The 12683-nt window shown below is 53.0% G+C and carries 13 protein-coding genes; all 13 read right to left on the bottom strand.

Annotation, left to right across the window (positions count from 1 at the left end; all coding sequences use genetic code 11):
- Positions 1 to 207: 207 nt before the first annotated feature.
- On the bottom strand, positions 208 to 1578 hold the full coding sequence (gene glmU, locus KGP25_RS24320; RefSeq protein ID WP_126535069.1) for a bifunctional UDP-N-acetylglucosamine diphosphorylase/glucosamine-1-phosphate N-acetyltransferase GlmU: 1371 nt from the start codon (positions 1576 to 1578) through the stop codon (positions 208 to 210).
- A 138-nt stretch (positions 1579 to 1716) separates the two neighbouring features.
- On the bottom strand, positions 1717 to 2136 hold the full coding sequence (locus KGP25_RS24315) for a F0F1 ATP synthase subunit epsilon (RefSeq protein ID WP_003862360.1): 420 nt from the start codon (positions 2134 to 2136) through the stop codon (positions 1717 to 1719).
- A gap of 20 nt (positions 2137 to 2156) precedes the next feature.
- Positions 2157 to 3539, bottom strand: a complete 1383-nt coding sequence (gene atpD / locus KGP25_RS24310) for a F0F1 ATP synthase subunit beta (protein WP_003862362.1) — start codon at positions 3537 to 3539, stop codon at positions 2157 to 2159.
- A gap of 31 nt (positions 3540 to 3570) precedes the next feature.
- Entirely contained in the window at positions 3571 to 4434 is an 864-nt protein-coding gene (gene atpG, locus KGP25_RS24305; protein WP_024907886.1) for a F0F1 ATP synthase subunit gamma, read from the bottom strand.
- Positions 4435 to 4485: 51 nt separating this feature from the next.
- A complete protein-coding gene (atpA, locus tag KGP25_RS24300) occupies positions 4486 to 6027 on the bottom strand; it encodes a F0F1 ATP synthase subunit alpha (RefSeq protein WP_003862367.1) in 1542 nt (513 codons plus the stop codon).
- A gap of 12 nt (positions 6028 to 6039) precedes the next feature.
- On the bottom strand, positions 6040 to 6573 hold the full coding sequence (gene atpH, locus KGP25_RS24295) for a F0F1 ATP synthase subunit delta (RefSeq protein ID WP_008500192.1): 534 nt from the start codon (positions 6571 to 6573) through the stop codon (positions 6040 to 6042).
- Between the two features lie 14 nt (positions 6574 to 6587).
- Positions 6588 to 7058, bottom strand: coding sequence for a F0F1 ATP synthase subunit B (gene atpF / locus KGP25_RS24290; protein WP_003862370.1), 471 nt, complete (start codon positions 7056 to 7058; stop codon positions 6588 to 6590).
- Between the two features lie 48 nt (positions 7059 to 7106).
- On the bottom strand, positions 7107 to 7346 hold the full coding sequence (atpE, locus tag KGP25_RS24285; RefSeq protein WP_000429386.1) for a F0F1 ATP synthase subunit C: 240 nt from the start codon (positions 7344 to 7346) through the stop codon (positions 7107 to 7109).
- A gap of 49 nt (positions 7347 to 7395) precedes the next feature.
- Positions 7396 to 8211: a F0F1 ATP synthase subunit A gene (atpB, locus tag KGP25_RS24280; RefSeq protein ID WP_008500193.1), complete on the bottom strand. Its 816-nt coding sequence runs from the start codon at positions 8209 to 8211 to the stop codon at positions 7396 to 7398.
- Positions 8212 to 8219: 8 nt separating this feature from the next.
- Positions 8220 to 8600 carry a F0F1 ATP synthase subunit I gene (atpI, locus tag KGP25_RS24275; protein ID WP_008500194.1) on the bottom strand — a complete coding sequence of 127 codons (381 nt, stop codon included), beginning with the start codon at positions 8598 to 8600 and terminating at the stop codon, positions 8220 to 8222.
- A gap of 616 nt (positions 8601 to 9216) precedes the next feature.
- A complete protein-coding gene (gene rsmG, locus KGP25_RS24270; protein WP_045909355.1) occupies positions 9217 to 9840 on the bottom strand; it encodes a 16S rRNA (guanine(527)-N(7))-methyltransferase RsmG in 624 nt (207 codons plus the stop codon).
- A gap of 107 nt (positions 9841 to 9947) precedes the next feature.
- Positions 9948 to 11837 (bottom strand): tRNA uridine-5-carboxymethylaminomethyl(34) synthesis enzyme MnmG, encoded by a 1890-nt coding sequence (gene mnmG / locus KGP25_RS24265; protein ID WP_014072433.1) that lies wholly within the window; start codon positions 11835 to 11837, stop codon positions 9948 to 9950.
- 374 nt (positions 11838 to 12211) lie between these two features.
- The gene (gene mioC / locus KGP25_RS24260; protein ID WP_223539726.1) at positions 12212 to 12661 is read right to left on the bottom strand and encodes an FMN-binding protein MioC; all 450 of its coding nucleotides are present in this window, start codon (positions 12659 to 12661) and stop codon (positions 12212 to 12214) included.
- Positions 12662 to 12683 lie beyond the last annotated feature (22 nt).

Genomic DNA, 12683 nt, shown 5'->3' with positions numbered 1-12683 from the left:
TAGGCATTATGCCTGCGTTGTCGCTGACCTGTATTTGCCCTTTCCGGGCGCCCCGAGCCTTGTAGAGAGTGGGGTTATTGTTATGGGTACTGCTTGTGGGGGGAGATATATATTTATCTCCTCTCCCGGGTTTGCCTGATGACGGCTACGCCTTATCAGGCCTACTCAATCGTAGGGCGGGTAAGCGTAGCGCCACCCGCCTTGCTGTTACTTTTTCTTCACCGGGCGTTTCCAGCCCTGCTTGCTGACCTGCGGAACGCGGCTTAATACCAGCTCGTTCTCGGCCACATCGCGCGTTACGGTTGTTCCGGCAGCAATAGTCACCCCGTTACCCACGGTAACAGGCGCCACCAGCTGCGTATCGGAGCCAACGAACACGTCATCACCAATGATCGTTTTAAACTTATTGGCGCCGTCATAGTTACAGGTAATCGTCCCTGCACCAATATTCACGTTATTGCCAATTTCCGCGTCGCCCAGATAGGTCAGATGACCGGCTTTAGAGCCTTTACCCAGACGCGCTTTTTTCATCTCCACGAAGTTACCAACGTGAGCGCCTTCCAGCAGCTCAGCCCCCGGGCGCAGGCGCGCAAACGGGCCGATAGTACAGGCCACGTCCAGACGGGCATCTTCCACCACGCTGTACGGGCTGATTTCGCAGTCGTCACCGATGATGCTGTTTTTGATCACGCAGCCGGCGCCAATTTTGACGCGGTTGCCCAGCGTCACGTTACCCTCGAGGATGACGTTAGTATCAATTTCAACGTCACGCCCGTGAGATAATGAGCCACGCAGATCGAAACGCGCCGGATCGCGCAGCATTACGCCTGCCAGCAGCAGTTTTTCAGCCTGTTCGGACTGATAAACACGCTCAAGGCGAGAAAGCTGAAGACGGTTATTCACCCCTTCGGTTTCGCTGATGCGCGCCGGATGGACCGCCGCAATCTCGCGCCCTTCGTGGTACGCCATCGCAATAATGTCGGTGATGTAGTATTCACCCTGCGCATTGTTGTTGTTGAGCTTCGACAGCCAGCGCTTCATATCCGCGCCATTGGCAATCAGGATCCCCGTGTTGATCTCCTGAATCTGACGCTGCGCCTCACTGGCATCTTTATGCTCAACAATACCCGTAACGTTGCCGTTTTCACGGGTGATACGACCATAACCGGTTGGATCGTCCAGCACGACGGTTAATAAACCGATGCCGCCCTGCGGTTTGGCTTCACGCAGGCGAGTCAGTGTTTCAACAGAGATCAGCGGGACATCGCCGTAGAGCATCAAAATGTCTTCGTCATCCGCAAAGAAGGGCGCTGCCTGCTGCATGGCATGGCCTGTACCCAACTGTTCAGCCTGAAGCACCCAGTTGAGCTTGTCGTCGCTCAGCGTCTTTTTAAGCAGATCGCCGCCGTGGCCGTAGACCAGGTGAACCTGATTAGCCCCCAGTTCATTCGCTGCATCAATGACATGCTGCACCATTGGCTTTCCTGCAAGCGTGTGAAGCACTTTAGGCAGGTCGGAATACATGCGGGTCCCTTTGCCTGCGGCAAGGATCACCACGCTCATCGCACTGTTTGACATACGCATCCTGACGGTAGTTTGAGTGAGAAGTAAAAACGTTTGATGCTTAAAATTCTACATCTTTTTCATCATGAATTAAGGCCGAAAAAAAAAGCCAGCCTGGTATCCAGACTGGCTTTTGTGCTTTTCAAGCCGGTGTTACATCGCTTTTTTGGTCAACTCGATAACGCGCAGTTTCGCGATCGCTTTGGCCAGCTCCGCAGACGCCTGAGCGTAATCCACGTCACCATGAGAGCTGTTAATGTGCTCTTCAGCCTTACGCTTCGACTCCAGGGCTCGCGCTTCGTCGAGATCCTGGCCACGAATAGCGGTATCGGCCAGAACGGTCACACTGCCAGGCTGCACTTCAAGAATGCCGCCGGACAGATAGATAAACTCTTCGTGACCGAACTGTTTAACGATGCGGATCATACCAGGCTTAATGGCGGTGAGCAGCGGTGCGTGACCCGGGAAAATACCCAGTTCACCTTCACTACCCGTTACCTGGATTTTCTCGACCAGACCAGAGAACATTTGTTGCTCTGCGCTGACGACGTCCAGGTGGTAAGTCATTGCCATATCACCCTCCGATTAAGGCGTTAAAGTTTTTTGGCTTTTTCCACAGCTTCTTCGATGGAACCAACCATGTAGAACGCCTGCTCTGGCAGGTGATCGTATTCGCCTTCCATGATGCCTTTAAAGCCACGGATGGTGTCTTTCAGGGAAACGTATTTACCCGGAGAACCGGTGAATACTTCCGCAACGAAGAACGGCTGGGACAGGAAGCGCTGGATCTTACGCGCACGTGCTACCACCAGTTTGTCTTCTTCAGACAGTTCATCCATACCCAGGATGGCGATGATGTCTTTCAGTTCCTGGTAACGCTGCAGCAGGGACTGTACGCCACGCGCGGTGTCGTAGTGTTCCTGACCAACAACCAGTGGATCCAGCTGACGGCTGGTGGAGTCCAGCGGGTCAACGGCTGGGTAGATACCCAGAGACGCGATCTGACGGCTCAGTACCACGGTTGCATCTAAGTGCGCAAAGGTGGTGGCTGGTGATGGGTCAGTCAAGTCATCCGCAGGTACGTATACCGCCTGAACAGAGGTGATAGAACCGGTTTTGGTAGAGGTGATACGTTCCTGAAGAACACCCATCTCTTCCGCCAGCGTAGGCTGATAACCTACCGCTGAAGGCATACGACCCAGCAGTGCAGATACTTCAGTACCGGCCAGGGTGTAACGATAGATGTTATCAACGAACAGCAGAACGTCACGGCCTTCGTCACGGAACTTCTCAGCCATCGTCAGGCCGGTCAGCGCAACGCGCAGACGGTTTCCAGGTGGCTCGTTCATCTGACCGTAAACCAGGGATACTTTGTCCAGAACGTTGGAGTCAGTCATTTCGTGGTAGAAGTCGTTACCCTCACGAGTACGTTCACCTACGCCCGCAAACACAGAGTAACCGGAGTGCTCGATCGCGATGTTACGGATCAGCTCCATCATGTTTACGGTTTTACCTACACCCGCACCACCGAACAGACCAACTTTACCGCCCTTCGCAAATGGACACATCAGGTCGATAACTTTGATACCGGTTTCCAGCAGTTCCTGAGAGCTGGACAGCTCTTCGTAGGAAGGTGCCGCGCGGTGGATAGCCCAACGCTCTTCTTCACCGATGTCGCCTTTCATGTCGATTGGCTGACCCAATACGTTCATGATACGACCCAGTGTTGCTTTACCTACCGGGACTTCGATCGGGTGCTCAAGGTCTTTTACTTCCAGACCACGACGCAGACCGTCGGAAGAACCCATCGCGATGGTACGCACGATACCGCCGCCGAGCTGCTGCTGAACTTCCAGCACCAGGCTCTCGTTACCATTCTGTACCTCAAGCGCGTCGTACACGCGTGGTACGGCGTCCTGAGGGAACTCGACGTCCACCACGGCGCCGATTACCTGGACAATCTTTCCAGTAGCCATCTTGAATCCTCTACGTAATTCGTAAACCTGGTTAAACCGCGGCGGCCCCCGAGACGATCTCGGTGAGTTCCTGAGTAATGCTGGCCTGACGAGCTTTGTTGTAAACCAACTGCAGCTCTTTAATCAGGCTGCCGCCATTATCGGTCGCGGCTTTCATCGCCACCATTCGTGCGGCCTGCTCGCTGGCCAGGTTTTCTACAACGCCCTGATAAACCTGAGATTCAACGTAACGACGCAGCAGGGTATCCAGCAGCGGTTTCGGATCGGGTTCATACAGGTAATCCCAGGTTTTTTGCTTCAGCTCGCCATCTTCTGATGCCGGTAACGGCAGCATCTGAGTGAGCGTTGGAACCTGAGACATGGTGTTAATGAATTTGTTGCTGACAACGTACAGTCTGTCCAGACGGCCTTCATCATAAGCCTGCAACATCACTTTAACCGGGCCGATCAGTTCGGACAGGGACGGGTTATCACCCATACCGGTCACCTGAGCGACAATGTTGCCACCAACGGAGTTAAAGAAAGAGACGCCTTTAGAGCCGATCATTGCGATATCGCACTGAACGCCTTTTTCAGACCATGCTTTCATATCCGCCAGCAGTTTTTTGAACAGGTTAATGTTCAAGCCGCCACACAGACCACGGTCGGTCGACACCACCAGGTAGCCCACGCGCTTAACGTCGCGTTCTTCCAGGTAAGGGTGCTTATATTCCAGATTACCGTTTGCAAGGTGACCAATCACTTTGCGCATGGTTTCTGCATAAGGACGGCTGGCCGCCATGCGATCCTGCGATTTACGCATTTTGGAAGCGGCGACCATCTCCATCGCTTTAGTGATCTTTTGCGTGTTCTGGACGCTTGCGATCTTACTACGTATCTCTTTTGCGCCGGCCATGAGCTTCTCCTCAATGCCAGGCGGCTTGTCCTGAGACAAGCCGCCGGACGATTACCAGGATTGGGTTGCTTTGAAGGAATCGAGGATAGCTTTCAGCTTGCCTTCGATTTCGTCGTTATAGCCACCGGTCTGGTTGATCTCTTGCATCAGCGGAGCGTGATCACGGTCGACGTAAGCCAGCAGAGCGGCTTCGAAGCTACCGATTTTCGCCAGTTCCACATCTTCGAGGTAACCGCGTTCAGCCGCGAACAGAACCAGGCCCTGCTGAGCAACAGACATTGGTGCGTACTGTTTCTGCTTCAGCAGCTCGGTCACTTTCTGACCGTGGCTCAGCTGTTTACGGGTTGCTTCGTCCAGATCGGATGCGAACTGAGAGAACGCAGCCAGTTCACGATACTGTGCCAGCGCGGTACGGATACCACCGGACAGTTTCTTGATGATCTTGGTCTGAGCAGCACCACCAACACGGGATACGGAGATACCCGGGTTAACTGCCGGACGAATACCGGAGTTAAACAGGTTGGTTTCCAGGAAGATCTGACCATCGGTAATGGAGATTACGTTGGTCGGAACGAACGCAGAAACGTCACCCGCCTGGGTTTCAATGATCGGCAGAGCGGTCAGAGAGCCCGTTTTACCCTTCACTTCACCTTTAGTGAAGTTCTCGACGTATTCCGCGTTAACGCGGGAAGCACGCTCCAGCAGACGAGAGTGGAGGTAGAATACGTCGCCAGGGAACGCTTCACGTCCAGGTGGACGACGGAGCAGCAGGGAAACCTGACGATAAGCAACAGCCTGTTTAGACAGGTCATCGTATACGATCAGCGCATCTTCACCGCGGTCACGGAAGTATTCGCCCATTGCGCAACCGGCGTATGGCGCCAGGTATTGCAGTGCAGCAGATTCAGACGCGGTCGCCACCACAACGATGGTGTTAGACAGTGCGCCGTGCTCTTCCAGTTTACGAACCACGTTGGAAATGGTGGACGCTTTCTGGCCGATGGCCACGTACACACATTTGATGCCGGAGTCACGCTGGTTGATGATGGCGTCGATAGCCATCGCGGTTTTACCGGTCTGACGGTCACCGATGATCAGTTCACGCTGACCACGACCGATTGGGATCATGGCATCAACGGACTTATAACCTGTCTGAACAGGCTGATCTACGGACTGACGGTCGATAACGCCCGGTGCGATAACTTCGATTGGGGAGAAGCCATCGTGCTCAACCGGACCTTTACCGTCGATTGGCGCACCCAGGGTGTTAACAACGCGACCCAGCAGGCCACGGCCAACCGGCACTTCCAGAATACGGCCAGTACACTTAACCTTCATGCCTTCGGCGAGGTCAGCGTATGGACCCATCACAACTGCACCAACGGAGTCGCGCTCCAGGTTCAGTGCGATAGCGTAACGGTTACCCGGCAGGGAAATCATCTCACCCTGCATACAATCGGCCAGGCCGTGGATGCGGATAACACCGTCACTTACAGAAACAATAGTACCTTCGTTGTGAGCTTCACTCACAACATTGAACTGAGCAATGCGCTGCTTGATCAGTTCGCTGATTTCGGTGGAATTCAGTTGCATGCTCCAGTCCCCTTAAGACTGCAAGACGTCTGCAAGGCGCTCAAGACGGCCGCGTACGCTGCCATCAATGACCATATCACCCGAGCGGATGATTACGCCTGCCATTACAGACTTATCGATTTTGCAATTCAGCTTAACTTTGCGTGACAGACGTTTTTCCATCGCGGCGGTAATTTTCGCAAGCTGTTCGTCACTCAGTTCAGTCGCAGAAGTCACTTCGACTTCAGCGGTAGCTTCACTAAGGGCACGTAAGTGCTCAAACTGCTCGAGAACATCCGGGAGCACACGGAGACGACCATTCTCTGCCATCACCTTAATCAGGTTCTGGCCGTTGGCATCCAGTTGCTCTCCGCACACGGCGATAAACGACGCGGCGAGGGTTTCAGGTGCTAACGCACCGGAAAGCAACTCGGCCATTTGTTCGTTTTTCGTCACCTCAGCGGCAAACGCCAGCATATTCTGCCAGCGATCGACATTTTGGTGTTCGATAGCAAAGTCAAAAGCTGCTTTGGCGTAGGGGCGAGCTACCGTAACAAATTCAGACATCAGCCCCTCCCTCCTTACAGTTCAGCGACAAGTTTGTCCACGATGTCGCTGTTAGCAGCTTCATCCACGGAACGTTCGATGATCTTCTCGGCGCCAGCAACAGCCAGAATCGCAACCTGCTTACGCAGTTCTTCACGAGCACGTTTACGCTCAGCTTCAATTTCAGCCTGAGCCTGTGTCACGATCTTAGTACGTTCCTGTTCTGCTTCAGCTTTGGCTTCGTCCAGGATCTGCGAACGGCGTTTGTTAGCCTGTTCGATGATAACCTGAGCTTCCGCTTTCGCTTTTTTCAGCTGGTCTGTCGCGTTGGCCTGTGCAAGGTCCAAATCTTTCTTAGCGCGTTCTGCAGAAGCCAGACCGTCAGCAATTTCTTTCTGACGTTTTTCGATGGCAGCCATTAAAGGCGGCCATACATACTTCATGCAGAACCAGACAAAGAGAATAAACGCGATGGCCTGGCCGAGGATTGTTGCGTTCATGTTCACAGCACAATACCTCTTTAATATCTGTGGCTTAGGGTTTTAAAACTACTACTACGCGACAGCAAACATCACGTACAGACCCAGACCTACAGCGATCATTGGGATAGCATCCACCAGACCCATAACGATAAAGAACTGAGTACGCAGCAGAGGAATCAGATCAGGTTGACGCGCAGCGCCTTCCAGGAATTTGCCCCCGAGGATGCCGATACCGATCGCAGCACCGATAGCCGCCAGACCCATCATCACAGCGGCAGCCATGTACAGCAGATCCATATTCAGGTTTTCCATGACAGTCTCCAGTTTGTTTCAATTAAAACGTAGTAGTGTTGGTAAAAAATCAGTGCTCTTCAGACGCCATCGACAGATAGACGATCGTCAGAACCATGAAGATAAAGGCTTGCAGCGTAATGATCAGGATGTGGAAAATGGCCCACGGCACATTCAGAACCCACTGTGACCACCACGGCAGAAGACCCGCGATCAGAATGAAAATCAGCTCACCCGCATACATGTTGCCGAACAGTCGCAGACCCAGTGAAACAGGTTTGGACAGCAGGCTAACGCCTTCCAGGATCAGGTTGACCGGAATAAACGCCCAGTGGTTGAACGGCTGCAAGGTAAGCTCTTTCACAAAGCCGCTTACGCCTTTCATTTTGATGCTGTAGAAAAGAATCAGGATAAACACGCCCAGCGCCATCGACAGGGTGATGTTCACGTCCGCAGACGGTACCACACGCAGTGCTGGCAGGCCGAAGATGTGCTCGCCGATGAACGGCAGCAGATCGATTGGCAGCAGGTCCATCAGGTTCATCAGGAAGACCCAAACGAACACGGTCAGGGCCAGCGGAGCAATCAGCTTGCTCTTGCCATGGTACATGTCTTTGACGCTGCCATGGACGAAGCCGATGATCATTTCGATGAAGGTCTGGAATTTCCCTGGTACACCGCTGGTCGCTCGTTTAGCAACACCGCGGAACATGGCCAGGAACAGAAGACCCAAAACCACCGAGAAGAACATGGAGTCGATGTTGATCGTCCAGAAGGTGGCCGGGGGGTTATGTGGATCCACCAGCGAGAATGTACGCAGGTCCAGCTGAAGGTTATTCAGATGGTGACCTATGTAATCCTGCGGCGTCATATTTTCTGAAGCCATGATGCCTTTTACCCTTTGTTATTGATTACAGCTGGAGCCAGAACTTGTACCACCAGCACCAAAACCCACGTTGCTATCAGCGGCATGAAGACCACTTTCAAAACCGCCAGCGCCATCACCAGTAGAGCAAAGGTCAGCAACACCTTACACACTTCGCCGAGGGCGAAGGACCAGGCCACGCGGCCTTTGGCAGGTGTATGCGCCTGATGACGCCAGGCAAAAATCATAAACAACACGTTTGGCAGCACAACCGCCAAACCCCCACACACGGCGGAGATGCCCCAGAAGGGGTCTTTGAGGCTAAACAGCAGTCCACTTGCTATCACAGCCAGAAACTGAATGAACAGAAGCTTACGAGCAACGTTTCTACTCAAGAGCGACACAGACATCACGTTTTTACTCCTGCTCCCTTCGAGGTATGCCGCGTGTCGTATAAAACGTCCTTTAAGGCTCAGAGTCAAGCATCAAAAAGCGGTCAAATTATACGGTGCGCACCCGTGATTTCAAACATTAAGTAGCGAAAAGGTGAATAAATGTTTAAATATTTTTCCCCACCGCTATTTTTTAACTTTCGCTGAAAGCGTCAACCTTCGACCAAAACTGCAAACAGCGCGAAAACGTTGACGATAAAGCGTGCACGAGATCACAAAACACACATTTGCAATAAGGTTGTATTTATCAAAGGCGCAAATCGCGGAAATTTATCTTTATGAAATTAAACGCAAAACGTCGTAACTATTTTCAAAACAGCCCAGTACACAATAAAAACCTTTTATTGACATTCTTAATAAATAATTAACATTGCGTTCTGGTTACTGCCTTCCACTTTTAGCAGACTTATATTTTCACAGATGACTATCTTCTCGGTGAATAATAGTTACTTCGTTAACCGGAAGAAAAACCTTAGTGAAACAGAGGTTAAAAGCTGCCCGATAAATCCCCGCTAGTTGTGCTGTTTTTTAACATGATAAGAACAGCACGAATTCCACATTTTTTATTAATTTTTTAAAAATTGTTTGGCTTAATTATCACCAGGTGACGTTCACCTTCGAGCTGAGGAATCTCTAATTTCTCAATAGACTCGACAGCAAAACCGTCCGGAAGCTGTTCAATCTCATCGCCTGGCAACTGCCCTTTCAGCGCATAAAAGCGGCCGTTCTCCGCAGGTAAGTGTTTGCACCAGCTCACCATATCGTTGAGCGACGCAAATGCGCGGCTGATAACCCCGTCAAACGGCGGCTCTGCCGGGAACTCCTCTACCCTGCTCTGCACGGGCGTGATGTTCTCAAGCTTCAGCTCATGCTGTACCTGACGTAAAAAGCGCACGCGTTTGCCGAGGCTGTCCAGCAGCGTGAAATGGCTCTCAGGGCGAACAATCGACAGCGGAATACCCGGCAGACCAGGGCCCGTCCCCACGTCGATAAAGCGTTCACCTTTCAGCCAGGGGGCAACCACGATGCTGTCGAGAATGTGGCGAACGAGCATCTCGTTGGGGTCGCGAACAGACGTCAGGTTGTACGCTTTGTTCCATTTGTTCAGCATATCGACATAGGCCACCAGCTGATTTTTCTGGTGATCGGTGAGCGAAATACCTGCCTGATCCAGCAGACGAGAGAGTTTGTTGAGCACGGTGAATACCTGTTGAGAGACTTAAGTGGCGGGTGGCGCTTCGCTTACCCGCCCTACGGAGTTCAGTAGGCCCGGTAAGCGCAGCGCCACCGGGCAATTTCAAGGCTTTACGCGCTACGGCGCAGCATGCCCTGCTTTTTCAGCCACACCAGCAGGATCGAAATCGCCGCTGGAGTCACGCCCGATATGCGGGAAGCCTGGCCGATCGATACCGGTTTGTGATCGTTCAGCTTAGCGATCACTTCGTTGGAAAGGCCCGTCACCTGGCGGTAGTCCAGCATTTCCGGCAGCAGCGTGTTTTCGTTACGCTGCTGTTTTTCAATCTCATCCTGCTGACGCGCGATGTAACCTTCGTACTTCACCTGGATCTCAACCTGCTCCGCCGCTTCAGCATCTTCCAGGCCCGGCGCGAACGCGGTCAGTTTGACCAGGTTCTCGTAGGTGACTTCAGGACGGCGCAGCAAATCTTCACCGCTGGCCTCGCGCGACAGCGGCGCGGTTAAGTGAGCGTTTACTTCAGCAGCGGTTTCCGCCTGCGGATTCACCCAGGTGGTTTTCAGACGCTGACGTTCCTGTTCAATGCGCTCCAGCTTCTCGTTGAAGCGCGCCCAGCGTTCGTCATCGACCAGACCGAGCTCGCGGCCCATTTCGGTCAGACGAAGGTCGGCGTTATCTTCACGCAGCATCAGGCGATATTCTGCGCGAGAGGTAAACATACGGTACGGTTCTTTGGTACCCAGCGTGCAGAGATCGTCAACCAGCACGCCCAGGTACGCCTGAGAACGGCCGGGTGCCCAGCCTTCTTTCTCGGCAGAGAAGCGCGCAGCGTTCAGGCCGGCAAGCAGGCCCTGTGCAGCAGCTTCTTCGTAGCCGGTGGTGCCGTTAATCTGACCCGCGAAGAACAGACCGTGGATGAATTTGCTCTCCAGGGTAGGCTTCAGGTCACGCGGATCGAAGAAATCGTACTCAATAGCGTAGCCAGGGCGAACGATTTTTGCGTTCTCCATACCCTGCATTGAGCGAACAATTTGCATCTGCACGTCGAACGGCAGGCTGGTGGAGATGCCGTTCGGGTAAATTTCGTTTGAGGTCAGCCCTTCCGGCTCCAGGAAGATCTGGTGCTGGTTACGATCGGCGAAGCGCATCACTTTGTCTTCGATCGACGGGCAGTAGCGCGGACCGATCCCTTCGATCACGCCAGCGTACATCGGGCTGCGATCGAGGTTATTGCGGATCACGTCGTGGGTTTTCTCGTTGGTATGCGTGATATAGCACGGCACCTGCTGCGGATGCTGTGCCGCATTGCCCATGAACGAGAAGACCGGCATTGGGTTGTCACCGTGCTGTTGCGCCAGCACGCTGAAATCAATGGTACGCGCATCAATACGCGGCGGCGTACCGGTTTTCAGGCGGCTAACGCGCAGCGGCAGTTCGCGCAGACGGCGAGACAAGGGAATAGACGGCGGATCGCCAGCACGACCACCGCTGTAGTTATCCAGGCCGATATGAATTTTACCGTCCAGGAATGTCCCCACGGTCAACACCACGGCTTTGGCGCGGAATTTGAGGCCCATCTGGGTCACCGCGCCTACGACGCGATCGTTCTCAACGATAAGATCTTCGACCGCCTGCTGGAAGATCATCAGGTTCGGCTGGTTCTCCAGCGCGGTACGCACCGCCTGACGATAAAGTACGCGGTCTGCCTGTGCACGGGTCGCTCGAACAGCAGGCCCTTTGCTCGCGTTTAGTATCCTAAACTGGATGCCGGCATGATCGATCGCTTTCGCCATCAGGCCGCCAAGCGCATCCACTTCTTTTACCAGGTGTCCTTTCCCAATGCCGCCAATCGCCGGATTACAGGACATTTGTCCCAGCGTGTCGATATTGTGTGTCAAAAGCAGGGTCTGCTGACCCATTCGCGCTGCGGCCATTGCGGCCTCAGTGCCTGCGTGACCCCCGCCAATGATGATGACGTCAAAAGGATCCTGATAAAACATGGTGGTCTGCCTCGCGTAAAGCGGTATGAAAATGGATTGAAGCCCGGGCCGTGGATTCTACTCAACTTTAGTCTTTCGAGAAAGCATTGGGATCCTGGGCTATTAAAAAGAAGATCTTTTTATTTAGAGATCTGTTCTATTGTGATCTCTTATTAGGATCGCGAACCCATGTGGATAAGTCCGATCTCATAAAGAAGATCATGCAGTTAGAAAGGATCGTTTGCTGTGAATGATCGGTGATCCTGGACCGTATAAGCTGGGATCAGATCGCGACTTTATACACAGGCCAAAAACGACGCTACGGTTGTTCTTTGGATAACTACGGGTTAATACGAGCTTTTACCCTGAGTTATCCACATCTGTTCGCGCGATCTTTAATCGTTTTTGAGTAAATTTTTCCATTCCGCGAGCCAGATCTCGGCTGGATCCTCCGGAATGTCATGATCGAGGATATTGATCTTGAGTGTTTCACCCAGCTGTTTTGCTCCGCAGGAGGTCACAGCGGCTTCGACTTTCTCTATTGCCCCGCAAAAGGTGTCATATTCACGACTGCCGATCCCTACTGCGCCAAAACGGACGTTTGACAGATCGGGCTGCTGTTCCAGCAGTTCATCATATAAAGGTTGCAGGTTATCCGGCAGATCGCCCGCGCCGTACGTGGAGGTGATCAGCAGCCAGACCCCATAAGTCGGGAGATCTTCCAGCAACGGGCCGTGCAGGGTTTCCGTGGAAAAGCCCGCCTCTTCCAGCTTTTCAGCCAGATGTTCCGCTACGTATTCTGCACCACCCAGGGTGCTGCCGCTGATAAGGGTAATGTCCGCCATTGATCGCTCGCCCAGATAAAGA

Source organism: Enterobacter sp. JBIWA003 (genome assembly GCF_019968825.1).
Classification (GTDB): domain Bacteria; phylum Pseudomonadota; class Gammaproteobacteria; order Enterobacterales; family Enterobacteriaceae; genus Enterobacter; species Enterobacter quasiroggenkampii.
Note: the sequence above shows the minus strand (reverse complement) of the source record. Positions and strands in the feature narration are given on the sequence as shown.